General features: G+C 73.2%; 22 protein-coding genes. 19 read left to right on the plus strand and 3 right to left on the minus strand.

Annotated features, from left to right (window positions below; all coding sequences use genetic code 11):
- The first annotated feature begins 5 nt into the window (after positions 1–5).
- The 7 genes from AB0L06_RS38170 to AB0L06_RS38200 all read left to right on the plus strand — a co-directional run bounded on the left by AB0L06_RS38170 (position 6) and on the right by AB0L06_RS38200 (position 7,909).
- Positions 6–1,274, plus strand: coding sequence for a replication-associated recombination protein A (locus tag AB0L06_RS38170; protein ID WP_500236126.1), 1,269 nt, complete (start codon positions 6–8; stop codon positions 1,272–1,274).
- A gap of 191 nt (positions 1,275–1,465) precedes the next feature.
- Positions 1,466–1,894 (plus strand): DUF948 domain-containing protein, encoded by a 429-nt coding sequence (locus AB0L06_RS38175; protein ID WP_500236093.1) that lies wholly within the window; start codon positions 1,466–1,468, stop codon positions 1,892–1,894.
- Positions 1,891–2,211 carry a DUF6167 family protein gene (locus tag AB0L06_RS38180; protein ID WP_500236094.1) on the plus strand — a complete coding sequence of 107 codons (321 nt, stop codon included), beginning with the start codon at positions 1,891–1,893 and terminating at the stop codon, positions 2,209–2,211. Before AB0L06_RS38175 ends, AB0L06_RS38180 begins: the two co-directional genes overlap by 4 nt.
- A 1-nt stretch (position 2,212) precedes the next feature.
- A complete protein-coding gene (gene alaS / locus AB0L06_RS38185; RefSeq protein WP_500236095.1) occupies positions 2,213–4,882 on the plus strand; it encodes an alanine--tRNA ligase in 2,670 nt (889 codons plus the stop codon).
- Entirely contained in the window at positions 4,879–5,340 is a 462-nt protein-coding gene (gene ruvX, locus AB0L06_RS38190) for a Holliday junction resolvase RuvX (protein ID WP_500236096.1), read from the plus strand. The genes alaS and ruvX overlap by 4 nt, the downstream gene beginning before the upstream one ends.
- 5 nt (positions 5,341–5,345) lie before the next feature.
- On the plus strand, positions 5,346–7,085 hold the full coding sequence (gene mltG / locus AB0L06_RS38195) for an endolytic transglycosylase MltG (RefSeq protein WP_500236127.1): 1,740 nt from the start codon (positions 5,346–5,348) through the stop codon (positions 7,083–7,085).
- On the plus strand, positions 7,082–7,909 hold the full coding sequence (locus tag AB0L06_RS38200) for a shikimate dehydrogenase (RefSeq protein WP_500236128.1): 828 nt from the start codon (positions 7,082–7,084) through the stop codon (positions 7,907–7,909). Before mltG ends, AB0L06_RS38200 begins: the two co-directional genes overlap by 4 nt.
- 83 nt (positions 7,910–7,992) lie before the next feature.
- On the opposite strand, the gene AB0L06_RS38205 is transcribed toward AB0L06_RS38200, so the two are convergent.
- Positions 7,993–9,366 (minus strand): prenyltransferase/squalene oxidase repeat-containing protein, encoded by a 1,374-nt coding sequence (locus AB0L06_RS38205; RefSeq protein ID WP_500236097.1) that lies wholly within the window; start codon positions 9,364–9,366, stop codon positions 7,993–7,995.
- Positions 9,367–9,496: 130 nt separating this feature from the next.
- Between AB0L06_RS38205 and AB0L06_RS38210 the strand changes: the two genes are divergently transcribed.
- Entirely contained in the window at positions 9,497–10,183 is a 687-nt protein-coding gene (locus tag AB0L06_RS38210; protein WP_500236098.1) for an HIT family protein, read from the plus strand.
- A gap of 8 nt (positions 10,184–10,191) precedes the next feature.
- Here AB0L06_RS38210 and AB0L06_RS38215 read toward each other — a convergent pair whose 3' ends face one another.
- Together AB0L06_RS38215 and AB0L06_RS38220 are read right to left on the minus strand one after the other, a co-directional pair.
- Positions 10,192–11,178: a carbohydrate kinase family protein gene (locus AB0L06_RS38215; protein WP_500236099.1), complete on the minus strand. Its 987-nt coding sequence runs from the start codon at positions 11,176–11,178 to the stop codon at positions 10,192–10,194.
- Positions 11,178–11,663, minus strand: coding sequence for an NUDIX domain-containing protein (locus AB0L06_RS38220; protein WP_500236100.1), 486 nt, complete (start codon positions 11,661–11,663; stop codon positions 11,178–11,180). Before AB0L06_RS38220 ends, AB0L06_RS38215 begins: the two co-directional genes overlap by 1 nt.
- Before the next feature lie 261 nt (positions 11,664–11,924).
- Here AB0L06_RS38220 and AB0L06_RS38225 point away from each other — a divergent pair, with 261 nt between their 5' ends.
- The 11 genes from AB0L06_RS38225 (at position 11,925) to AB0L06_RS38275 (ending at position 23,440) form a co-directional block, all read left to right on the plus strand.
- Positions 11,925–12,449 carry a hypothetical protein gene (locus tag AB0L06_RS38225; RefSeq protein WP_500236101.1) on the plus strand — a complete coding sequence of 175 codons (525 nt, stop codon included), beginning with the start codon at positions 11,925–11,927 and terminating at the stop codon, positions 12,447–12,449.
- Complete coding sequence (locus tag AB0L06_RS38230; protein WP_500236102.1) at positions 12,419–13,717, plus strand: CASTOR/POLLUX-related putative ion channel; 1,299 nt, start codon at positions 12,419–12,421, stop codon at positions 13,715–13,717. Before AB0L06_RS38225 ends, AB0L06_RS38230 begins: the two co-directional genes overlap by 31 nt.
- A gap of 208 nt (positions 13,718–13,925) precedes the next feature.
- Positions 13,926–14,498 carry a translation initiation factor IF-3 gene (infC, locus tag AB0L06_RS38235; RefSeq protein WP_500236129.1) on the plus strand — a complete coding sequence of 191 codons (573 nt, stop codon included), beginning with the start codon at positions 13,926–13,928 and terminating at the stop codon, positions 14,496–14,498.
- 189 nt (positions 14,499–14,687) lie between these two features.
- Positions 14,688–14,882: a 50S ribosomal protein L35 gene (rpmI, locus tag AB0L06_RS38240; RefSeq protein WP_026415009.1), complete on the plus strand. Its 195-nt coding sequence runs from the start codon at positions 14,688–14,690 to the stop codon at positions 14,880–14,882.
- Between the two features lie 73 nt (positions 14,883–14,955).
- On the plus strand, positions 14,956–15,333 hold the full coding sequence (gene rplT / locus AB0L06_RS38245) for a 50S ribosomal protein L20 (protein ID WP_122195726.1): 378 nt from the start codon (positions 14,956–14,958) through the stop codon (positions 15,331–15,333).
- Between the two features lie 41 nt (positions 15,334–15,374).
- Complete coding sequence (locus AB0L06_RS38250; RefSeq protein WP_500236130.1) at positions 15,375–16,187, plus strand: TrmH family RNA methyltransferase; 813 nt, start codon at positions 15,375–15,377, stop codon at positions 16,185–16,187.
- A gap of 365 nt (positions 16,188–16,552) precedes the next feature.
- The gene (locus AB0L06_RS38255) at positions 16,553–17,086 is read left to right on the plus strand and encodes an STAS domain-containing protein (protein ID WP_500236103.1); all 534 of its coding nucleotides are present in this window, start codon (positions 16,553–16,555) and stop codon (positions 17,084–17,086) included.
- A 213-nt stretch (positions 17,087–17,299) separates the two neighbouring features.
- Complete coding sequence (locus tag AB0L06_RS38260) at positions 17,300–18,391, plus strand: sensor histidine kinase (RefSeq protein ID WP_500236104.1); 1,092 nt, start codon at positions 17,300–17,302, stop codon at positions 18,389–18,391.
- A gap of 129 nt (positions 18,392–18,520) precedes the next feature.
- Positions 18,521–19,630 carry a phenylalanine--tRNA ligase subunit alpha gene (gene pheS, locus AB0L06_RS38265; protein WP_500236105.1) on the plus strand — a complete coding sequence of 370 codons (1,110 nt, stop codon included), beginning with the start codon at positions 18,521–18,523 and terminating at the stop codon, positions 19,628–19,630.
- Positions 19,630–22,107 carry a phenylalanine--tRNA ligase subunit beta gene (gene pheT, locus AB0L06_RS38270; RefSeq protein ID WP_500236106.1) on the plus strand — a complete coding sequence of 826 codons (2,478 nt, stop codon included), beginning with the start codon at positions 19,630–19,632 and terminating at the stop codon, positions 22,105–22,107. The genes pheS and pheT overlap by 1 nt, the downstream gene beginning before the upstream one ends.
- Positions 22,108–22,276: 169 nt before the next feature.
- The gene (locus AB0L06_RS38275) at positions 22,277–23,440 is read left to right on the plus strand and encodes an NAD(P)/FAD-dependent oxidoreductase (RefSeq protein WP_500236107.1); all 1,164 of its coding nucleotides are present in this window, start codon (positions 22,277–22,279) and stop codon (positions 23,438–23,440) included.
- The last annotated feature ends 8 nt before the right edge of the window (positions 23,441–23,448 follow it).

Consider the following 23,448-nt stretch of genomic DNA (forward strand, 5'->3'; position numbering starts at 1 on the left):
TGCGGATGCGCCCGCGCGGTCTGGACGAGGTGGTCGGCCAGCAGCACCTGCTGGGCCCCGGCACCCCGATCCGGCAGCTCGTGGAGCGGGACGCCCCCATGTCGCTGGTGCTCTGGGGCCCGCCCGGCACCGGCAAGACCACGCTGGCGACGGTGGTGAGCCATGTCACCAGCCGCCGCTTCGTGGAGATCTCCGCCGTCACCGACGGGGTGAAGCGGGTCCGCGCCGAGATCGACCTGGCCCGCCGCGAGCTCGGCATGAGCGGCCGCCAGACCGTCCTGTTCGTGGACGAGGTGCACCGCTTCAACAAGGCCCAGCAGGACGCGCTGCTCCCCGCCGTGGAGAACCGCTGGGTCTCGTTCATCGGCGCGACCACCGAGAACCCCTTCTTCTCGGTGATCAGCCCGCTGCTGTCCCGGTCGCTGCTGCTCACGCTCGAGCCGCTCGCCGAGGACGACCTGCGCGAGGTGATCCGCCGTGCCCTCGCCGACGAGCGCGGCCTGAAGGGCGAGTCGGCCCTCGCCCCCGCCGCCGAGGACCACCTGATCAGGCTCGCCGGCGGCGACGCCCGCCGCACCCTCACCTACCTGGAGGCGGCCGCGATGGTCGCCGAGCCCGGCAGGACCATCGACGTGGCGGTGCTGGAGCGCGCCGTCGACCGGGCCGCCGTCCGCTACGACCGCGAGGGCGACCAGCACTACGACGTCATCAGCGCCTTCATCAAGAGCATCCGGGGCAGCGACCCCGACGCCGCGCTGCACTACCTCGCCCGCATGATCGAGGCCGGGGAGGACCCGCGGTTCATCGCCCGGCGGCTGATCGTCCACGCCAGCGAGGACGTCGGCATGGCCGACCCGACCGCGCTCCAGACCGCCGTCGCGGCCGCCCAGGCGGTCGAGTTCGTCGGGCTGCCCGAGGCCCGGATCAACCTCGCCCAGGCCGTGATCCACCTCGCGGTCGCGCCCAAGTCCAACGCCGTGATCAAGGCCGTGGACGAGGCGATCGGCGACGTCCGCAAGGGGCTCGTCGGGCCCGTCCCGGGGCACCTGCGTGACGCGCACTACAAGGGCGCGGCGAAGATCGGGCATGGTGAGGGGTACAAATACGCCCACGACCACCCCGGCGGGGTCGTCCGGCAGCAGTACGCTCCCGACAACGTGCACGGGCGCGAGTACTACCGGCCGACCCGGCACGGCGCCGAGGCCCGATTCACGGAGGTTCTGGGGCGAATCCGCGCCGTTCTGCGTGGTACGTCCCGTCCGAAGGAGAACTGAACCAGGCCTGGGGCCGGGCTCCGGCGGGGCCGAGATGATCTTCGGTGGAGGGCTGGACGGGTGGCCCGCCACCGGGGCCGGACCACGGTAAGGTCTGTCAGACCAGCCCGGCCATGGCCGAAACCGCGTACAGACGACACAGCGAACGGAAAGCCCTGATGCTCACTGGTGGACAGCTAGCAGGTCTCATCGTGGCCGTGTTCTGGGCGGTGCTGGTCTCCTTCCTCGCCTACACGCTCCTCAAACTCGCCCGGCTGATCGGCGAGGCGACCAAGATGGTCGCCGACCTCGGCGAGCAGGCGGGGCCGCTGATGGACGACATGGCCCGCACCGTCCGCCGTGCCAACGAGCAGCTCGGCCGCACCGATGTGATCACCAAACAGGTCGGCACGGTCACCCAGAACGTCTCGGCGGTCACCACCGTGATGACCTCGGTCGTCGGCGGGCCGCTGGTCAAGGCGGCCGCGTTCTCCTACGGGGTGCGCAAGGCCCTCGGCAACCGGGCGGGGGAGGAGCGGCCGCCGAGCCGTCCGCAGCTCCCGGCCCAGGCGTCGCGGGGCACCGCGCGCGGCGGCAGCGGAACGTCCGGGACGCCCGGACGCGGCGGGAGGCGGCGGTGAAGCGGCTGTTCTGGCTCACGGTCGGCGCCGGTGCGGGCGTGTACGCCTCGCACCGGGTCAAGCGGCGCGTGGAGCGCCTGGCCCACGAGTGGTCGCCCGAGGGTGTCGCCGTCCGGGCCGTCAACGCCGGGCAGGGCGCGGGCCGCAGGCTGCGCGACTTCGCCGCCGATGTGAAGGCGGAGACCTCCGCGCGCGAAGAGGAGTTGCGGGAGGCGGTCGGGATCGACCGGACCCTCCCCGAACCCGAGGAGCCCCGCGCCCGGCGCAGGGTCCTGAGGGCGCGTTACACGATCGTCAACGACAAGGATGGCCACTGATATGGAGTCGGCAGAGGTCGCGCGCCGCTTCCTCAAGTTCTTCGAAGAGCGCGGGCACTTGGTGGTGCCCTCGGCCAGCCTGGTCGCCGAGGACCCGACCCTCCTGCTGGTGAACGCAGGGATGGTCCCGTTCAAGCCGTACATGCTCGGCCAGCGGACGCCGCCGTCGCAGCGGATGACCAGCTCCCAGAAGTGCGTGCGCACCCCGGACATCGACGAGGTCGGCCGGACCACCCGGCACGCCACGTTCTTCCAGATGCTGGGCAACTTCTCGATCGGGGACTACTTCAAGGAGCAGGCGATCCCGTTCGCCTGGGACCTGCTGACCAAGCCCCAGGGCGAGGGCGGGTTCGGGTTCCCCGAGGAGAGGCTCTGGGTCACCGTCTTCCATGACGACGACGAGGCCGCCGAGATCTGGAACAAGAAGGTCGGCGTCCCCACCGAGCGCATCCAGCGCCGCGGCATGGAGGACAACTTCTGGTCGATGGGCGTCCCCGGGCCGTGCGGCCCGTGCTCGGAGATCTACTACGACCGCGGCCCGGAGTACGGCCGCGAGGGCGGGCCGGTCGTCGACGAGGACCGCTACCTCGAAGTGTGGAACCTGGTGTTCATGCAGTTCGAGCGCGGCGCGGGCGAGGGCAAGGACGACTTCCCGATCCTCGGGCCGCTCGCCCACAAGAACATCGACACCGGCATGGGCCTCGAGCGGATGGCCGCCGTCCTCCAGGGCGTCGAGAACATCTACGAGACCGACACCCTCCGGCGGGTCCTCGACCGCGCCGCGGAGCTCACCGACACGTCCTACGGACGCGAGCACCGCGCGGACGTGTCGCTGCGGGTCGTCGCCGACCACGTCCGGTCCGGCACGATGATGGTCTCCGACGGCATCCGTCCCGGCAACGAGGGCCGCGGCTACGTGCTGCGCCGCATCCTGCGCCGCTCGATCCGCAACCTGCGGCTGCTCGGCGCGCAGGACGCCGGCCTCATGCACGAGCTGACCGCCGTCGCGATCAAGGCGATGGGCGAGCAGTACCCCGAGCTGATCCGCACCGCCGCGAACATCCACACGGTGATCGACGCGGAGGAGGAGTCCTTCCTCTCCACGCTGCGCACCGGCACGACGATCTTCGACACGGCCGTCGCGGACACCAAGGGCTCCGGCGCCAAGGTGCTCGCCGGCGACCAGGCGTTCAAGCTGCACGACACCTACGGCTTCCCGATCGACCTCACCCTCGAGATGGCCGCCGAGCAGGGCCTGTCGGTGGACGAGGACGGCTTCCGCCGCCTGATGAAGGAGCAGCGCGACCGCGCCAAGCAGGACGCGCGCGAGAAGAAGACCGGCAACCTGGACGTCTCCGTCCTGGACGCCCTGCTCACCGAGGCGGGCGGCAAGGTCGACTTCATCGGCTACGGCCAGCTGATCGGCGAGGCCCGCCTGGTCGGCCTGCTGGTGAACGGCGCCAACGTGCCCGCCGCCGGCGAGGGCACCGAGGTCGAGGTCGTCCTCGACCGCACCCCGTTCTACGCCGAGGGCGGCGGCCAGCTCGCCGACACCGGCGCGATCCGGCTCGGCAACGGCGCGTCCATCGAGGTCCGCGATGTCCAGGCGCCGCTGAAGGGCCTGGTCGTGCACCGGGGCGTCGTGCGCGGCGGCGAGGCGCGCACGGGCGACACCGCCTACGCCGAGGTCGACGTCGAGCGGCGGCACGCGATCTCCCGCTCCCACTCGGCGACGCACATGGTGCACGCCGGATTCCGGCGGGCGCTCGGCGAGTCCGCGGCCCAGGCCGGCTCGGAGAACTCGCCCGGCCGGTTCCGGTTCGACTTCACCGCCTCCGGCGCCGTCCCGGTCAGCGTGCTGCGCGACGTCGAGGACGAGGTCAACGAGGTCCTGGTCAACGACCTGGACGTCCGGGCCTTCCACACCTCGATCGACGACGCCCGCGCCATGGGCGCGCTCGCCCTGTTCGGCGAGAAGTACGGCGACGAGGTCCGGGTCGTGGAGATCGGCGACTACTCCCGGGAGTTGTGCGGCGGCACGCACGTCGCGCGGTCCGGGCAGCTCGGCCTGGTCAAGGTGCTCGGCGAGTCGTCCATCGGCGCCGGCGTCCGCCGGGTCGAGGCGCTGGTCGGCATCGACGCGTTCCGCTTCCTGGCCCGCGAGAGCGTGCTGGTCAACCAGCTCTCCGAGCAGCTGAAGGCGCGCAAGGAGGAACTGCCCGAGCGGATCTCCGGCATCGTCACCCGGCTGCGCGACGCCGAGAAGGAGCTGGAGAAGGTCCGCGCCCAGCAGGTGCTGCAGGCCGCGGCCGGTCTCGCCGAGCAGGCCGTGGACGTCAACGGGATCGCCTTCGTGGGCCACCGCGCCCCCGACGGCACCGGCGCGGACGACCTGCGCAAGCTCGCCGTGGACGTGCGCGGCCGCCTCCAGGGCCGTCCGGCCGTGGTGATGGTCGCGGGCGCGCCCAAGGACCGTCCGGTCGTGGTGATCGCGCTGACCGAGGGCGCCCGCGAGCGCGGCCTGAAGGCCGGGCAGCTCGTCGGCCTCGCCGCCAAGACCCTCGGCGGGGGCGGCGGAGGCAAGGACGACCTCGCACAGGGCGGAGGCGCGGACGCCGGCAAGATCGGCGAAGCGCTGGCCGCCGTCGAACGAGCCGTAGGGGCCGCATGAGGATCGGAGTCCGACTCGGAGTCGACGTGGGCAGCGTCCGGATCGGCGTGGCCCGCAGCGACCCCGGCGGCGTCCTCGCCTCTCCCCTGGAGACCGTGAAGGCGGGCAAGGGGGACGTCGACCGGCTGGTGAGGCTGGTCGAGGAGAACGAGGCGATCGAGGTCATCGTGGGACTTCCGACGTCGCTGTCGGGCCGTGAGGGCCCGGCGGCGGCGTCCGCCCGGAGGTTCGCCGCGATGCTGGCGGGCCGTCTATCCCCTGAGGCGGTCCGGTTGTACGACGAGCGGCTCACCACCGTCACCGCCGAGAGCGGTCTACGCGCGGGCGGAGTCCACGGGCAGGCCCGGCGGAAGGTCGTCGACCAGGCCGCCGCGGCGGTCCTGCTGCAGGCGGCCCTGGACGGTGAACGGCTGACCGGGCGTCCACCGGGCGAGAGCGTCGTCCGGAGGAGCGGGTGAGCGGCATGGACTTCTTCTCCGACCCCCAGAACGACGACGACGAACGGTCCGGCCGAGGCCGAGGCCGTGGCCGCGGTCGCCGGGCCCGCCCCCAGGGCCAGCAGCCCCAAGGCCAGCAAGGCCGGCAAGGCCAGCAGGGCCGGCAGCCCCAAGGCCAGCAGCCTCCCCAGGATCGGCGCCCCCAAGGCCGGCACTCCCAGGACCAGCCCCCCCAGGACCGGTACCCGCAGGGTCAGTCCCCCCAGAACCAGTACGGCCAGGATCCCTACGCTCAGGGCGCCCAGTACGGCCAGGGGCAGGGGCACGGCCAGGGACAGGGACAGGGCGGCGGCCAGCAGTACGGACAGCAGCAGTACGAGCAGCCTCAGCAGTACGAGCAGCAGCAGTACGGCGGCCAGGGGCAGTACGACCAGTACGGTCAGCAGGGCCAGGCCCAGGGCCATCCGGGGCAGCAGCCCGGCCAGAACTACGCCCAGTCGCAGCACGGTCAGCCGCAGTACGAGCAACCGCAGTACGACCAGGACGAGTACTACGACGACGAGTACGACGAGTACGAGGAGCCGGGCCAGGGTCAGGGGCAGGGCCAGGGTCAGGGTCAGGGCGGAAGCCTCCTCGACGACCAGCTGAACCGGGGCGACGAGCTCAGCCGCGGCGACCAGCGGCGCTCCCGCAAGAAGCAGCGCCGCCGCAAGGGCAAGGGACGCGCGGCGGTGATGTTCGCGCTGGCGTTCCTGGTCGCGATCGTCGGCACGGGCGGCGTCCTCGGGTACGCCTGGCTCGACGGCCGGATGCATCCGCCGGACTACGCCGGCCCCGGTTCGGGCAACGTGATCGTCCAGGTCAAGGAGGGCGACTCCGGATCGTCGATCGCCGCGACCCTGCAGCAGCACGACGTGGTGAAGAGCGTCCGGGCGTTCCTGAAGGTGTACGGGAAGGAGCCGAAGGCCTCCAGCCTCCCACCCGGGTACTACCAGATGCGGCTGCGGATGTCGTCCAAGGCGGCGATGGCGCTGCTGCTGGACCCGAAGGCCCGGGCCGGCAACATGATCACGCTGCCGGAGGGCCTGCGCGCCATCGAGGTCTACGAGAAGCTGTCGAAGAAGACCCACATCCCGGTGCGGAACTTCCAGGCGGCCGCCAAGGACGGCAAGGGCCTCGGCCTGCCGTCCTACGCCAAGGGCAAGGTGGAGGGCTACCTCTACCCGGGGCAGTACAACCTGAACCCGAACTCCCCGGCCAAGGACATCCTCAAGATGATGGTCGAGCGGTTCAACCAGCAGGCGCGCGAGCTCGACCTGGTCAACAAGTCCAAGACCGTCGGGCTCGACCCGGGCCAGGTCGTCACCCTCGCCAGCCTCCTGCAGGCGGAGGGCGGCACCAAGGCGGACTACCCGAAGATCGCGCGGGTGCTCTACAACCGGATCAAGATCGGCCGCCCGCTGCAGCTCGACACGACCGTCCTGTACGCGCTGAACAAGCGGACCCTCCACGTCACCATCAATGACACGAAGGTCAACTCGCCCTACAACTCCTACAAGGTGAAGCCGCTGCCTGTCGGCGCGATCGACAACCCCAGCGACGACGCGCTGAAGGCCGCGCTGGCCCCGGCGGCGGGCGACTGGGTGTTCTTCGTCACCACCAACCCGTCCACCGGCTACACCGAGTACGGGACGACGGAGGCGGAGTTCACGACGATGAAGGCCAAGCTCGACAAGTGGCTGGCCAAGCACCCGGCGGGCAAGTGAGCCCCGCCCGCGCCGCCGTCCTGGGGTCGCCGGTCGCCCACTCGCTGTCCCCGGTGCTGCACCGCGCCGCGTACGCCGAGATGGGCCTGGACGACTGGTCCTACGACGCGTTCGAGGTCGGCGAGGACGCCCTGGAGGGGTTCCTCGCCGGCCTGGACGGCTCGTGGCGCGGGCTTTCGCTGACGATGCCGCTGAAGCGGGTGGCGCTGTCGCTCGCCGATTCGGTGTCCGACCTCGCGGCGAAGGTCGGCGGCGCGAACACGCTCGTCCTGCGGGACGGGCTGCGCGCCGCCGACAACACCGACGTCCACGGGATCGTCACGGCGCTGCGCGAGGCCGGGCTGGACGGCGTCGCGTCGGCGCTCGTCCTGGGCGGTGGCGCGACGGCCGCGTCCGCGCTGGCCGCGCTGTCCCGGTTCGGGGTGCCGCGGGTCTCGGTCGCGGTGCGCAGCCCGGAACGGGCGGCCGAGGCGGTCGAGGTGGGAGCGCGGTTCGGCGTGTCCGCACAGGTCGTCCGGCTGGACGAGGTCGAGGGGGCACTCCCCGCCGACCTGGTCGTCTCCACGCTTCCCGGACGGGCGGCCGACGCGTTCGCCGAGCCCGTCGCCGCGTCCGGGGCGGCCCTGTTCGACGTGGTGTACGCGCCGTGGCCGACCGCGCTGGCGCGTGCGGTCGCCGTGGCGGGCGGACGCGTCGTCGGGGGCTTCGAGATGCTGCTGCACCAGGCGGTGCGGCAGGTCGTCCTGATGACCGGACGCGACGACGTTCCGGTCGAGGCGATGCGCGCGGCGGGCGAGGCCGAACTGGCCCGCCGCTCCGCCTGACCCGCCGCTTCGTCTGACCCTCCGCTCTGTCTGACCAGCCGCTCTGTCCGACCCTCCGCTCCGTCTGGGCCGCGCCCGCTCGCTCACTCGGCCGTCTTGCGGCGGCGCAGGGACTCGTGCGCGGTGGTCATCGCCATCGGGATGATCACGCTGAGCCAGAAATCGCGCCACCCCCACGCGCGGGCGGCGACCCCGCCGAGCCCGCCCGCCACGACCGTGCCGAGCAGCAGCGACGACCAGTACCGCCGGACGAACCGGACCGGATCAGGCCGCGGACGACCCGGCAGCAGCGCGGGCAGCGCCCGGTCGCGGGCGTGCGCCCGCTGCACCACCGTGGCGTCCGGCAGCCAGTGCAGCACGTCGCGGGAGCGGGCGAGCGGCATCCGGGCCAGCTCGATCAGCGCGTCCAGCCGCCACCAGAGCGTCCACAGCGAGGTGGGGCCGTCCGCCGGACGGCCGGCCCAGGACGGCGTCTCGACATCGCTGGTGAGCAGCGTCCGGACGGCCCGTCCGAGCAGCGGCCCCGGCGCCCCGCGCGGGTCGTGCACCAGCGCGGTCACCGCGATCGGCAGCCCGGAGTGCCACAGCGCCATCCGCCAGATCGGGGCCGTGGCGGGGCCGTGCGGCATCACGTCGTAGGTCTCGATCCAGGTGTGGTCGTCGGACGGGTCGAGGTGCGCGGCGAGCCAGTCGAAGGCGCTCAGCAGCCGCTCGTCCTCCCGCCGGGGCCGGGCCTCGGCCAGCGTGACCAGCGCGAACGCGGTGTGTGCGACGGTCGGCGCGGCGGCCGGGGTCGGGCCCCAGCCGGGCCGCAGCGCGGTCCGGTCGGCGGTCAGCCACTCCACGCCCCGCTCGACGGACGGGTCGTAGGGGTTGAGCCGGGCGAGCGCGCGCAGCGCCAGGCAGGTCAGCCAGGTCCGGGATGGCGCGCCGCGCAGTGATCCCCAGCCGCCGTCGGGGTTCTGGTTGCGCAGCAGCCAGAGGTAGGCGCGGCGCAGGTCCGGCGCGTCCGGGCGCAGGTCGCAGCGGGCGACGGCGAGGAACCGGGCGATCCACGCGGTCGCCTCCACCACCGGCATGCCGAGGCTGGTCTTGGTGGCCCAGCCGCCGTCGCGCAGCGGGTCGGCGGACTCCACCTGGCGGTGGGCGAGGAACGCCAGGCCGGCGTCGAAGTGCTCGAAGGGCCGTCCGGCGGCCGTGAAGGCGAGCAGGCCGAGCGCGGTGGCGGTCGTGCCGGGCTCCGGCAGGGCCAGCTCGTGGTACCAGCCGCCGCCGGTGCCGTTCACCGGCGCGTAGGTGTCGCGGAGGACGTCGAGGGAGTCGTCGAGCACGTGGTGGAGCAGCGCCATGTCCAGCCGGTCGCCGCCCGGAACCTCACCGCCCGGCCCGTCACCGACCGTCCGGGGGCTCTGAGGTCGTCCGGTGCGCTGCGATCGCTGGTTCAGGGGGAGGTTCACTGTCGGGGCCTTCTCCCGGGTATGTGCCCCGATGGACAGGTGATCTACCGTCCGGGTGTCAAGGTTGTGGCGGTTCCGCGCAGATCGCGGACGTCCCGGCGGGCACCCTCCGGACAACGGAGGAGGCGGCATGGCGACAAGCCGGTCGACCGCGGGGACGGACGTGGACTGTGTGTTGTGCCCGGGTCTGCTGTTCCGGTTGAACACGATCGCCGATCTGCCGGGACGGGACGCCGTGCTCGCGGCCGACGACGCGTTCTTCCTGATGCCCGACCTCGCGCCGCTCGCCGCAGGTCATCTGCTGCTCGTCTCGGCCGCGCACCTGCCGTGCGCGGGAGCCTTCGGCCCCGACCTCTGGGAGCGCGCGCTCGCCTGGCGCGGCACGGTCGCCCGCCTCTACCGCAGCGCGTACGGGGATCCGGCTCTGCTCGTCCTGGAGCACGGCCCGGCCAGGCCGCAGGGAGGCGGGGCCTGCGTCGACCACTTCCACTGGCATCTGCTGCCGGGCGTCACCGGCGTCCGCGCGCTCCTGGAGCGGGACGGCCTGGACGGCGTCCAGGCGAGCCACGCCGCCCTGTCCGAACGGCACCGCGCCGGACGCTCCTACCTGCTCGTCGAGGAATCGGGGACCGCGACCGTCCACCCGGGGGACGGTGCGCCCGGTCAGTACCTTCGGCGGGCCGCCGCGAACGCGCTGCGCCGACCCGGCCCATGGCGCTGGCAGGAGGTCTTCGCGTCGCCCGAGAGCAAAGCGCGCTTCCACGACACCCTGGACGTCCTCCGCACCGCGGTCGAAGACACCGGCCGCGCCGCCTGACGCGCCGCCTAACGCGCCGCCCGACGGGCGAGCCACCAGTACAACTCGGCCGACGCGAGCCGATCACCGAACCCGACGCGCTCCACACCCTCCCGATAGCCGGACGGGTAGGTGAGGGTCAGGTCGTCCCGGCGATGCGCGAGCACACCTTCCAGCGAGGACGGCCCGAACCGCAGCAGCCACAGCGGACGCCCCGGCACCAGCGCGTCCAGCGACGGGACGAGCGCCCGCACGTCGTCCGCCGCCACCGGGACGGGCCGTCCGAGCAGCCGCGCCGCCGTCCCGGCCTCGCTGACCACGATGTCCGCGAGGGGGAGCGGCGCCAGCACGTCCTGGATGGGCAGCCGGACGTCCACGTCATGCGGGACGAGGTCGAACAGCACCAGCGTGCCCGCCGCCCGCGCCGTCTCCATCGCGGTGCGCAGCGCCGCCCGCGAGACCGGCGCGAGGGAGGCGTACCCGTCGCAGCACAGCGCGTCGGCGCGGCGGATCGGACGCGCCGCGTCCCGCACGTCGGCGGGGGAGAGCCGCTGGTCCGGCGCGTCCCGCCCGGCGACGAGCAGCCGCGCGCCGCGCCCGCCGTCCGGAGCCCGGTCACGCAGCATGACCGTCACGCCGTTCGCGGCGCCCGGCTCGACGCGCAGCAGGTCACGCGCCCCGATCCCGCGGACCTCCCGCCGGACGGCCGGGGTGAAGCCGTCGTCGCCGATCCGGCCCAGCACCGCCACCCGCCGGAAGTACCGGACCGCCCAGCGCGCCATGTTCACCGCCGTCCCGCCGACCACGGCGCGCGCGGGCGCGTACGCCAGCCGGTCGGCCGTCACCTCGGAGAACCGGACGTCCGTCAGCGTCCCCCGCACCTCGATGCGCACGTCGCCCATGACCACGACCGAGAACCGCCGCCGCGCCGCGCCCTCGAGCCCCGGCTCCCCGACCGCCGTCCCGGACGGTCCGCCGGTCGCCGCCGCGCCGTCCGGACGGTCGCGCGGAGGCATCAGCGGATCGCCGGGTACCGGCGGAGGAACTCCCGCAGCACCGGACGCAGGCTCGGGATCAGGTCCATCGACGCCACCGCGCCGAGCGGTATCCACGCCGACTCCTCGAGGTGGTCGTCCGGCACCCGGTTCTCCGGGCTGACGTCCAGGGTCAGCGGGCGGCAGTGCCGCGCCGCCGCGACCACCCGGACCCGCTCGCCCGACCCGTCCGGCATGAACCACTCCCACAGGTGGAACGGCGGCCCCGGATCGATCTTCAGCCCGACCTCCTCCCACACCTCGCGCCGGATGTGGTCGTCGAGATCGAGGTCGCCGGCGACGTCCAGCCGACCGCCGGGCACCTCCCAGCGGCCCGGATGGTGCGGATCGGTGTCGGCCTTGCGCACCATCAGGAGCCGGTCGCCGGACACCGGGTCGCCGGACACGATGAACGCCTTCTGCGCGAACTCGAGCCGGGCCGGAGCGCCGGGCAGCGGAAAGGACACGGCGAGTTCTGGAGCGTCGGATGCTGGCCTGGTGGATGCTGGCATGGCGGAAACCCCTGGCAGCGCGGCCCGACGGGCCGTCCTGGTCCAACCGTAACCCCGGCATCGGTCCGCCGGTCCGCACCGTCCGGGAAGATGCACCTCACCTCCGGCGGTCACCCCGGCAAGGCCCTTTGGACAGCCCCTCGCGGAGCAGCGGACCCGTTTTTCAAAGGGTGAGATATTCGCTACTCAACGTAATCATGGTCCCGGGGAGAGCGGATGCACGGTCCCACTCCACGTCCCACGCCGCGGCAGCGGTTGCGCTACCGGTTCGACAACACCATGACCCGGGGGACGCCCGCCCTGATCGGCTGGCTGGCGGCCGTCTCGGTCGCGCTGGTGATCGCGCTCAGCACGCTGCTCGTCGTCGTGGACGACCGGCGGCCCACCGCCCCGGGCGCCGCCGCCCAGATCTGGCGGAACGCGGTCCACGCGTTCGACCTCGGCGACGCCGCCCGGGGCGGCTGGCTCCACCGGGCCGGGGTCATCGGCCTCGCCCTCGCCGGGCTGTTCTTCGCCGGCGCCCTGGTCGGCCTGCTCACCTCCGGCGTCCACCACCGGATCGACGGGCTGCGCAAGGGCCGGACGGCCGTCCTGAAGAAGGGCCACACCGTGATCATCGGCTGGTCCGACCAGGTGTTCCCCATGGTCGCCGAACTGGCCGGGGCCGGGGCTGGGCGGCGCTGCTCGCCGGGGGCGCCGAGACCGTCCTGGTGGACGCGGGCGACATCGCCGCGCGGCTGATCGTCCGGACCTGCCTCCAGTCCGGCCTCGCCGTCGTCTACCAGGACCTGCTCGACTTCGCCGGGGACGAGATCACCCTGACCCGCGAGCCCGCCGTCACCGGCCGCGCCTTCGGCGAGGTGCTGCACCTGTACCCGCGGGCCGCGGTGGTCGGGATCCGCCGGGCCCGCGGGCCGGTGGAGCCGCGTCCGCCGATGGACGCGGTGTTCGAGGACGGCGACGAGGTGACCGCGATCTCCGCCGCCGGCGACGCCGGCCCCGTGCGCTGGGACGGCGAGATCGTCGAGCGGGCCGCCGCGCCGCCGCCCGACCGCGGGACCCGGCCGTCCCGCACCCTGATGCTCGGCTGGAACCGGCGGGCCGCCGGGATCGTCCGGCGCCTGGACGCCCACGTCACCGCGGGCTCCCGGCTCGACGTGGTCGCCGACCTCCCGGACGGCGCGTCCCAGCTGGACGAGGCGCGGCCGGACCTGACCCGCCTGGACGTGGCGTTCGCGCTCGGCGACACCGGCACCCGCGCCGCGCTGGAGGCGTGCGACCCGGCGTCCTACGGCCAGGTGATCGTGCTCTACGACGAGGACGACGCCCAGTACGCCGACAGTCGCGCGCTGATCACCCTGCTGCACCTGCGCCAGATGCAGGCCGGGCACGGCCGCCGGTGCGCGATCGTCAGCGAGATGAGCGACGAGCGGAACCGGCGGCTCGCCCAGGTCACCCGCGCGGACGACTTCGTCGTCGGGGACAAGCTGCTCAGCCTGCTCATGGTCCGGCTGTCGGAGGACCGGCACCTGGCCGACGTGCTCGATCACCTGTTCGATCCCGGGGTGTTGACATCTACCTCACGCCCGTCACCCACTACGTGTGGACGGGCGTGCCCATGGACTTTCACACCGTCGTCGAGGCCGTGCGCCGCAGAGGGGACGTGGCGATCGGCTACCGTGTCGGTGCGCAGGCCCTCGTCCCGCCCTCCTTCGGCGTGGTGCTCAACCCGGACAAGGGCCTCCCGCTCACCTTCGCCGAGGACGACCGGATCATCGTTCTCACCGAGGACGGCCCCGCCGACGCCCCTGGTCGCTGACCCCGGGCCCGTCAAGCGGGACGACCAGCCGGAATTCCGGCGCCGGCCCCGGCCGAATCGGACGGTTCCCGGTGAGGGTGGAACAAGGAGTCCCAGGAAGGTGTTAGTCTTGGTGGTCGACCGGTCCTGCGCCTTCTTCCTCGCGGAGGGAGTGCGCCGGACGTTCAAGCGGAGGCCACCTCCCACCTGACCGGCCATCGGCCGGTGGGTCCCGGTCCGTGGACGGCACCTCGGTGTCCGTTCCTGAGCGCGCCGCCCCGGCGGGGGCATGCGCTCGACCGAAGGTGGCCCCGCATGCGTGTCGTGCGGGGCTTTTCGCATGAAGGGCTCCGGGGTACACCGGTCGCAAGCTTGCACAGGTACGGCTCCTAGGAGGTCCCATCAGCGCCGAACCGCGTATCAACGACCGCATTCGCGTGCCCGAGGTCCGGCTCGTCGGCCCGAACGGCGAACAGGTGGGAATCGTTCCCATCGCCAAGGCCCTTGAACTCGCGCGTGAGTCGGACCTCGACCTGGTCGAGGTGGCGCCCACCGCGCGCCCGCCCGTCGCCAAGCTCATGGACTACGGCAAGTTCAAGTACGAGTCCGCGATGAAGGCGCGTGAGGCGCGGAAGAACCAGGCGCACACGGTCATCAAGGAGATCAAGCTCCGGCCGAAGATCGACCCGCACGACTACGAGACCAAGAAGGGTCACGTGGTGCGGTTCCTCAAGGCCGGGGACAAGGTCAAGGTGACCATCATGTTCCGTGGTCGTGAGCAGTCCCGCCCCGAGCTGGGCTACCGGCTGCTCCAGCGCCTCGCCGAGGACGTCGACGATCTCGGCTTCGTCGAGTCCCGTCCGAAGCAGGACGGCCGAAACATGATCATGGTTCTCGGTCCGCACAAGAAGAAGGCCGAGGCCAAGGCCGAGGCCAAGGCCGAGCGCGCCGCCCGGGAGCAGGAGCACGAGCAGGAGTCCGCCCAGGGCTGAGCGTCGCCGCACCCCGGCGGGGCCGTCCGTGCCCCGCGTGAACGGGGCGTGCCCCGCGGCAGCGGGGCGAAGACGCACGTACATTGAGCCTGACCTGGCGTCGCACCGCGCGACCCGTGGTGCAACGCCGATCAGGCGCGCCTCCGTGCCCGAGCACGGGGGTCCGAACGAGAGGGAGACGACGGCGCCATGCCGAAGACCAAGACCCACAGCGGGGCCAAGAAGCGGTTCAAGCTGACCGGCTCCGGCAAGGTGATCCGCCGCCGCGCCAACAAGAACCACCTGCTCGAGCACAAGCCCACCAAGCGGACCCGCCGTCTCGACGGCACCGTCGTGGTGTCGCCCGCCGACGCGAAGAACATCAAGAAGCTGCTGCGCAAGTAAGCAGCCGCCAGACCAGCAGTCCGTACGACCGGCCGGCACTTGAGTCGCCGGCCCCCACGAAGGAGTTCAACACGTGGCACGCGTGAAGCGGGCGGTCAACGCCGCCAAGAAGCGTCGGGTCGTCCTGGAGCGGTCGAGCGGCTACCGCGGCCAGCGGTCGCGCCTGTACCGCAAGGCCAAGGAGCAGCAGCTCCACTCCATGACCTACGCCTTCCGGGACCGCAAGGACCGGAAGGGCCAGTTCCGCCGGCTGTGGATCCAGCGGATCAACGCCGCCGCCCGCGCGAACGGCATGACCTACAACCGGTTCGTCCAGGGCCTGAAGGCCGCGGAGGTCGAGGTCGACCGCCGCATGCTGGCCGAGCTGGCCGTCAACGACGCCGCCGCGTTCGCGGCGCTCGTCGAGATCGCCAAGGCCGCGCTGCCGGCCGAGGGCGAGAAGGCCGCCTGAGCGCGGCCGGAACGACAAGAGGCACGAGAACCGGCGTGAACATGGCGGGCCGCGAGCTGACCTCGCTCCGATCACCACGGGTGAAGGCCGCTCGACGGCTCGCCAAGCGTGCGTTCCGCCGCCAGGAGCACCGGTTCCTCGCGGAGGGGCCGCAGGCCGTCCGCGAGGCTCTGGCCATTCCCGGCGGGCTCGCCGAGCTGTTCACCACCGCCGAGGCGGAGAGCCGCCACCCGGAGCTGGTCACGGCCGCCGAGAAGGCGGGCGTGCCGGTTCTGCGGGTGAGCGGCGAGGTGATGGCCGAACTCGCCCAGACCGTCACCCCTCAGGGGCTGCTGGCGGTCTGCGGGTTCGTGGACGTCCAGCTCGGCGACGCCCTGGCGGCCTCGCCGAAGCTGGTGACGGTCCTCGCGCACGTGCGCGACCCCGGCAACGCGGGAACGGTGCTGCGCACCGCCGACGCGGCCGGCGCCGACTCCGTGGTGTTCACCGACGCGTCGGTGGACCCCTACAACGGCAAGTGCGTCCGTGCTTCCGCGGGCAGCCTGTTCCATCTGCCGGTGGTGACGGGCCCGCGGTTCGAGGGCCTGGCCGCCGACCTGAAGGCCGCGGGGCTGACCGTGCTCGCCGCCGACGGCGCCGGCGACCGGACCCTGGACGAGGCCCTCGACGACGGGCTGCTGGCCCGTCCCACCGCCTGGGTCTTCGGTAACGAGGCGTGGGGCCTGCCGGAGGAGACCCTCCGGCACGCGGACGAGGTGGTCCGCGTCCCGATCTACGGCCGCGCCGAGAGCCTGAACCTGGCCACGGCCGCCGCCGTGTGCCTGTACGCCTCCGCGCGGGCGCAGCGCGCCTGACGGCCCTCCCGGCCGGGTACATCCGTTTCGCCCTGTTTTCGGGGGATGTCCTGGTCACGGCCGTGCGAGGTCCCAAAGAAGACGGCGCCATGGGGCCGTCCGGTTCGGCGCTGACCGCAACCGGACGGTTCCGCGCCGTACGGCCGCCGTACCCCGCGCGGCCTGCGAAGATGGACCCCGTCCGGATGGTGCGGCGGGGACCGCGCCACCCGCCGCGCGGCGGCGGGTCGGGGCCGGACGCCTTGGACCGGCGGTTCCTTCCTCGGGAGGAGGGCCGAACCGGTCCAGCGGGGGATTCACACGCGTTGACGGCCGCCTACGGTGAGTCCGTGGGACGGCTACGACGCCGCGAGATGGGGGATCGAATGACCGACCACAGGGGGACGGCGGCCCGGCACACGGCCCGGCGCGGACCCGAGGTCCGATGCCACACCGGCGTCCCCGCGGGTCGTCCGGCGGGCGCCCCGGCGGCGGGACGCGCCGCACAGCTGCGGGCCGAGACCGGCTGCGCGGCCACCGCGCAGCTGCGGGCCGAGCTCACCGCCGTCCGCGGCACGACCACGGTCGTCGCCGTCGCCGGCGAGATCGACCTGCGCACCGCCGACGCGCTCCGCGCCCGGCTGACCGAGCTCGCCGTCCCGCACGGCGGGCCCGCCTGCGCCGACCTGGTGCTCGACTTCGGCGGGGTGCGGTTCTGCGACGCCAGCGGCCTCGGCGTGCTGGTGTCTGTCCGCAACGCCCTCGCCGCGCACGGCGGCCGGGTCCGGCTCGCCCGGGTCCGTCCGGCGCAGCTGCGCCTGCTGCGCGTCGTCGGCCTGGACGCCCTGTTCCCGCTGCACGCCGACGTCGCGGGCGCGGTCGCCGCCGCCGAGGCGGCCACCGCCGCGGGCCGCGGCTGATCACGGCCGACCGTCGTCCCCGTGGCCCGGACCCCTGCCGGGGGCCGGGCCGCGGGTGGTCGTGAGGGACACAAAACGCTTGCCCGGCGGAGGCTCTCGGGTCCCGCGGCGTCGCCGTCTCCGGATAGAGTCTGTTGTCGTCAGGCCGCGTCCCGTCCGGTGTTCTGGAGGCCGTCCGTGGGTGGAGAGCACTCCCCGACCGCGCGTCGGCGCGTGCCCGGTCCGAGGACCGAGCACGTCGCCCCGCCCGGGCCCGGGGCGCTCGATCCCGACGACCTGCCGGACGGCCTGCTCGTCGCCGGTCCGGACGGCCGGGTGGCGGTGTTCAACATCGCCGCGCGGCGGCTCACCGGGGTCGCCGCGGAGGCGGCGATCGGCCGTGACTTCCGCGACGTCCTGCCGCTGCACGACGGCGAGGGCCGCGACTGGTGGAAGTGCTCGGCGCCCTACGACGGCCTGTCCACCCGCACGCGCCACCCCGAGCAGACCCTCTTCCTCCCGGACGGCACGGAGCTCCTGGTGAGCGCCGCCTACCGCCGGGACGCGGAGGGACGTGTGGAACGATTCACGGTCACGCTGCGGGACGCGCTGCGCCGGGCCCGCCGCGAACGCGACCGCGCCGACCTGGTCTCGACCGTCGCGCACGAGCTGCGGTCGCCGCTGACCAGCGTGAAGGGCTTCACCGCGACCCTGCTGTCCAAGTGGCACCGGTTCAACGACGACCAGAAGCTGGTCATGCTGGAGACGGTGAACGCCGACGCCGACCGGGTGACCCGGCTGATCACCGAGCTGCTCGACGTGTCCCGGATCGAGGCCGGGCGGCTGGAGATGCGCCGCCAGGTGGTGGACCTCGCCGAGGAGGTCCGTAAGATCATCGCGGGCCGGGTCGCGGCGGGCGAGTCCGCCGACCGGTTCCGCTTCGAAGCCCGCGGCGACCTGCCCGAGCTGTGGCTCGACCCCGACAAGATGGACCAGGTCATCGGCAACCTCGTCGAAAACGCGGTGCGGCACGGCGCTGGTACTGTCACGATCGTGGTGGAGCCGGACGGACAAGGAGAAGGAGCCGCGGTGTCGGTACGCGACGAGGGCGAGGGCATTCCGCCCGAAGCCGCCCAGCGCGTCTTCCGGCAGTTCTGGCGCGGGCCCGCCTCCGGCCGCCGTGGCGGCACCGGTCTCGGTCTCTACATCGTGAAGGGCCTCGTCGAGGCGCACGGCGGAGCGATCACCGTGCGGCGCGCGCCCGGCGGCGGCGCCGAGTTCCGATTTACCGTGCCCGCCGGGGCCCCCGACCACGCCACCGCCTGAGCGTCCGCTCAGCCGCCACGGCACCGGGCTCCCCGCGCGGGCGGCGCGCAGACGCACGCTTTTCCGGATCTTTCCCGTCCGCGCACTAGACTGCGGACGTCCCACGCCGACCGGAGTCATCACATCACCATGTCTGCACCCAACAAGTCCTACGACCCCGTCGAGGTGACCGCGCTGCAACCCGCGGAGCTCGACAAGGCCCGAGACGCGGCGCTCGCCGCGATCGCCGCCGCCACCGACCTGGACGACCTGAAGGCCGTCCGGCTCGCCCACGCGGGCGACCGATCGCCGCTGGCCCTGGCCAACCGGGAGATCGGCGCGCTGCCGCCGCAGGCCAAGGCCGAGGCGGGCAAGCGCGTCGGCGCGGCCCGCGGCGCGGTCGCCCAGGCGATGAAGAAGCGCCAGGCCGAGCTGGAGGAGGAACGCGACCAGCGCGTCCTCGTCGAGGAGACCGTCGACGTCACCCTGCCCTGGGACCGCGCGCCGCGCGGTGCCCGGCACCCGCTGACCACGCTCCAGGAGCGGATGGCCGACGTGTTCGTCGCCATGGGCTTCGAGGTCGCCGAGGGGCCGGAGGTCGAGGCGGGCTGGTTCAACTTCGACGCCCTGAACTTCAAGCCCGACCACCCCGCGCGCTCCATGCAGGACACGTTCTTCGTGGAGTCGGAGGAGTCCGACGTGGTGATGCGCACGCACACCTCGCCGGTCCAGATCCGCTCCCTGCTGTCGCGTGACCTGCCGGTGTACGTGGTCGCGCCGGGCCGCACCTTCCGCACCGACGAGCTGGACGCGACGCACGCCCCGGTCTTCCACCAGCTCGAGGGCCTGGCGGTGGACGAGGGCCTGACGATGGCCGACCTGCGCGGCGCGATCGACGCGTTCGTCACCGGCATGTTCGGCGGCGGCCTGAAGACCCGGTTCCGCCCGTCCTACTTCCCGTTCACCGAGCCGTCCGCCGAGGTGGACATGCAGTGCTTCGTGTGCCACGGGGCGTCGGCCGAGCCGGGCGGCGAGCCGTGCCGCACCTGCTCGTCCGAGGGCTGGATCGAGATCGGCGGCTGCGGCATGGTCAACCCGCGCGTGCTGGTGGCCTGCGGCATCGACACCACCCGCTACAGCGGCTGGGCGTTCGGCCTCGGTGTCGAGCGGACGCTGATGTTCCGGCACGGTGTCGAGGACATGCACGACATGGTGGAGGGCGACGTCCGTTTCACCCTTCCGTTCGGGATGGAGATCTGATGCGGGCCCCGCTTTCCTGGCTGCGCGAGTACGTCGAGCTGCCCGAGGGGATCACCGGCCGCGAGCTGGCCGCGAAGCTGATCGACGTGGGCCTCGAGGTCGAGACCGTCGATCGCGCGGGCGCCGACATCGTCGGCCCGCTCGTGGTCGGTGAGGTGCTGACCATCGAGGAGCTGACCGGCTTCAAGAAGCCGATCCGGTTCTGCACGGTGAACGTCGGCGACGCCAACGGCACCGGCGAGCCGCAGCAGATCATCTGCGGCGCGACGAACTTCGCGGTCGGCGACCACGTCGTGGTCATCCTGCCCGGCGGCGAGCTGCCCGGCGGGTTCAAGATCGGCGCGCGGAAGACCTACGGGCGCATGTCCGAGGGCATGATCTGCTCGGTCCGCGAGCTGGCGATCGGCGACGACCACGACGGCATCCTGGTGCTGCCGCCGGACACCGTCGTCGGCGCCGACGCCATGGAGCTGCTCGGCCTGCGCGACGACGTCCTCGACATCGCCGTCACCCCGGACCGCGGGTACGCGCTGTCGATCCGCGGCATCGCCCGCGAGGCCGCGACCGCCTACGGCGTCCCGTTCCACGACCCGGCCGACGTCGCGCTGCCGGACGGCTCCGGCGAGGTGTACCCGGCGTCGATCGACGACGCGTCCGGCTGCGACCGGTTCGTCCTGCGCGAGGTGCGCGGGTTCGACCCGTCCGCCCAGACGCCGCTGCGGATGGGCGTGCGGCTGTTCCGCGCGGGCGTCCGCCCGGTGTCGCTCGCCGTGGACGTCACCAACTACGTGATGCTGGAGCTCGGACAGCCGCTGCACGCCTTCGACCGGGCCAAGCTGAACGGCCCGATCGTCGTGCGGCGCGCCGCGGCGGGGGAGAAGCTGGAGACCCTCGACCACGTCAAGCGCAAGCTCGACGCCGAGGACCTGCTGATCACCGACGCGTCCGGGCCGATCGGCCTGGCCGGGACGATGGGCGGGCTCGCCACCGAGATCGACGAGAAGTCGTCGGACATGGTGATCGAGGCCGCGCACTTCGACGAGGTCGCGGTCGCGCGGATGGTGCGGCGGCACAAGCTGCACAGCGAGGCGTCCTACCGGTTCGAGCGCGGCGTCGACCGCGAGCTGCCGCTGTACGCTTCGGCGCGCGCGGCGCGGATGCTCGCCGAACTGGGCGGAGCGGAGATCGTCCCGGGCGTCACGCACGCCGAGGCCCCGGTCGAGCCGCGCACGGTCGCGATGTCCGCCGGGCACCCGGCGAGGGTCGCGGGCGTCGCCTACGACCGCGAGACCGTCGTGCGCCGCCTGGAGCAGGTCGGCTGCGCGGTCGCGGGAGACGACGAGCTGGTCGTGACGCCGCCGACGTGGCGTCCGGACCTGGGCGACCCGAACGACCTCGCCGAGGAGGTCGTCCGGCTCGAGGGCTACGACGGCATCCCGTCGCGTGCGCCGCGTCCGGTCGCGGGCCGCGGGCTGACCGCAGACCAGCGGCTGCGCCGCCGGATCGGCCGCGCGCTCGCCGGTTCCGGGTACACCGAGGTGCTGAACTTCCCGTTCACCTCCGCCAAGGACGCCGACGACCTGCAGCTCCCGGCCGACGACGCCCGCCGGGCCGCGCTGCGGCTGGCGAACCCGCTGTCGGAGGACGAGCCGCTGCTGCGCACGACGCTGCTGGCGGGCCTGCTGAAGTCCCTGTCCCGCAACGTCGGCCGCGGCTTCGGCGACGTCGCGCTGTACGAGAGCGGGCGGGTGTTCCGGCCGCGTCCGGACGCGCCGAAGGGCGCCCCGCGGCTGCCGGTCGACCGGGCCCCGTCCGCCGAGGACATCGCCTCGATCGACGCCGCGCTTCCGGACCAGCCGTTCCGCGTCGCGGTCGTGCTGTCCGGCGAGCGCGCCCCGTCCGGCTGGTGGGGCAAGGGCGAGGGCGCGGACTGGGCGGACGCCGTCGAGGCGGCCCGCACGGTCGCGCGCGAGGCGGGCGTCGAGCTGACGGTGAAGGCCGACCAGCACGCGCCGTGGCACCCGGGCCGCTGCGCCGCGCTGTACGCGGGCGACACGCTCGTGGGCCACGCGGGCGAGCTGCACCCGCGCGTGGTGAAGGCGTTCGGGCTTCCGGCGCGCACGTGCGCGATGGAGCTGGAGGTCCGCGCGCTCGGCGAGCCGCGCGACGTCCGCGCCCCGCACGTGTCGGCGTACCCGGTCGCGACGCAGGACGTGGCGCTGACCGTGGACGACACGGTGCCCGCCGCCGACGTCGCGTCCGCCCTGCGGGACGGCGCGGGCGAGCTGCTCGAGTCGCTGCGCCTGTTCGACGTGTACACCGGCGAGCAGGTGGGCGAGGGCCGCAAGTCGCTGGCCTACTCGCTGCGGTTCCGCGCGTCCGACCGGACGCTGACCGCCGAGGAGGCGAGTGAGGCGCGTGACGCGGCCGTCGCCGTCGCGGCGGAGCGCACCGGCGCGGTCCTGCGCGGCGCGTAACACGCTGCACCGACGCGCCCCCGGCCTTTTTGGGAAGGCCGGGGGCGCGTTCGCGTTTTCGGCTTGGTCGATCCCGAGGGGCTCGTCCGCCTCGGTCACATTCGAGCCCGCCGTCTTGTCTCCCTGCCGATCCCCGACTTTCGGGGGGACGGCTGAGAGGACGAGATCGATGGCGCATGTTGTGATCATCGGAGGTGGGTTCGCGGGCATGTGGAGCGCGGCGGGAGCGGCGCTGGCACGCGAACGGGCGGGTGGGGACGCGGACCTGCGCGTCACCCTCATCGCGCCGGACGAGCATCTGGTGTTGCGTCCGCGCCTGTACGAGCCGGAGCCTGACCTGGCCAAGGTGGAGTTGCGCAGGATCCTCGAGCCGATCGGCGTCGAGCACCTGCGGGCTTCGGTCAGCACGATCGACACCGGCCGCCGCGTGGTCGTGGCCGACGGCCGGGAGGTCGGCTACGACCGCCTGGTGCTGGCGGCGGGCAGCAGGCTCGTCGCGCCCTCGGGACTGCCCGGCGCCGAGCGGCTCTTCGACATCGACACCCTGGACGCGGCCCGGCGTCTCACCGACCATCTGCGCGACCGGGAGGACTACTCCGCCGTGGTCGTCGGCGCGGGGTTCGTCGGCCTGGAGGCCGCGACCGAGCTGGCCGCCCGGGGCCGGGTGCTGCTGGTGGACCGGTCGCAGGTCGTCGGGGAGCAGCTCGGCGCGGGGCCACGCGAGGAGATCGAGGCGGCACTCGACGATCTGGGCATCGATCGCCGCCTCGGGACGACGGTGACCGAGGTCGGCGACGGGTACGCGGTCCTGTCCGACGGCACCAGGGTCAAGGCGGACGCGGTGGTCTGGTCTGTCGGGATGCGGGCCAGCGAGCTCACCCGGCAGGTCTGCGACGAACTCGACGAGCTCGGCAGGGTGCCGGTGGACCGGCGGTTGCGCGCCCTTCCCGAGGTGTTCGTCGCCGGGGACACCGCCGCGGCGCCGTTCGACGACGACCACACGGTCATGCAGGCCTGCCAGCACGCCAGCCCGCTGGGCAAGGTCGCCGGGTACAACGCGGCGGCCGACCTGCTCGGCCTGCCGCTGCGCGACTTCACCCCCGGCCCGTACGTCACCTGCCTGGACCTGGGCGCCGCCGGTGGGATCTTCACCCGGGGCTGGGACCGCAGGGTCATGGCCTCGGGCGTCGAGGGCAAGGAGGTCAAGAAGCGGATCAACCAGCACATCCACCCTCCGGTCGACGACGCCGAGAAGATCCTCGCCGCCGCCGACCGGGTCCACATCGAGCTCCCCTTCTTCCCGCGCGACGAGGAGCCCGCCAGCGTCGCGTGAACCTCGGG

It is taken from the genome of Spirillospora sp. NPDC052269 (assembly GCF_040679435.1).
Taxonomy (GTDB): Bacteria; Actinomycetota; Actinomycetes; order Streptosporangiales; family Streptosporangiaceae; genus Spirillospora.

Coding starts and splice junctions, on each gene's coding strand:
- rpmI (WP_026415009.1), top strand. CDS start 14,688: ATGCCGAAGACCAAGACCCACAGCGGGGCCAAGAAGCGGTTCAAGCTG.
- AB0L06_RS38250 (WP_500236130.1), top strand. CDS start 15,375: ATGGCGGGCCGCGAGCTGACCTCGCTCCGATCACCACGGGTGAAGGCC.
- AB0L06_RS38210 (WP_500236098.1), top strand. CDS start 9,497: ATGGCGACAAGCCGGTCGACCGCGGGGACGGACGTGGACTGTGTGTTG.
- pheT (WP_500236106.1), top strand. CDS start 19,630: ATGCGGGCCCCGCTTTCCTGGCTGCGCGAGTACGTCGAGCTGCCCGAG.
- AB0L06_RS38255 (WP_500236103.1), top strand. CDS start 16,553: ATGACCGACCACAGGGGGACGGCGGCCCGGCACACGGCCCGGCGCGGA.
- mltG (WP_500236127.1), top strand. CDS start 5,346: ATGGACTTCTTCTCCGACCCCCAGAACGACGACGACGAACGGTCCGGC.
- AB0L06_RS38215 (WP_500236099.1), bottom strand. CDS start 11,178: ATGCCTCCGCGCGACCGTCCGGACGGCGCGGCGGCGACCGGCGGACCG.
- ruvX (WP_500236096.1), top strand. CDS start 4,879: ATGAGGATCGGAGTCCGACTCGGAGTCGACGTGGGCAGCGTCCGGATC.
- alaS (WP_500236095.1), top strand. CDS start 2,213: ATGGAGTCGGCAGAGGTCGCGCGCCGCTTCCTCAAGTTCTTCGAAGAG.
- AB0L06_RS38170 (WP_500236126.1), top strand. CDS start 6: ATGCGCCCGCGCGGTCTGGACGAGGTGGTCGGCCAGCAGCACCTGCTG.
- AB0L06_RS38225 (WP_500236101.1), top strand. CDS start 11,925: ATGCACGGTCCCACTCCACGTCCCACGCCGCGGCAGCGGTTGCGCTAC.
- pheS (WP_500236105.1), top strand. CDS start 18,521: ATGTCTGCACCCAACAAGTCCTACGACCCCGTCGAGGTGACCGCGCTG.
- AB0L06_RS38275 (WP_500236107.1), top strand. CDS start 22,277: ATGGCGCATGTTGTGATCATCGGAGGTGGGTTCGCGGGCATGTGGAGC.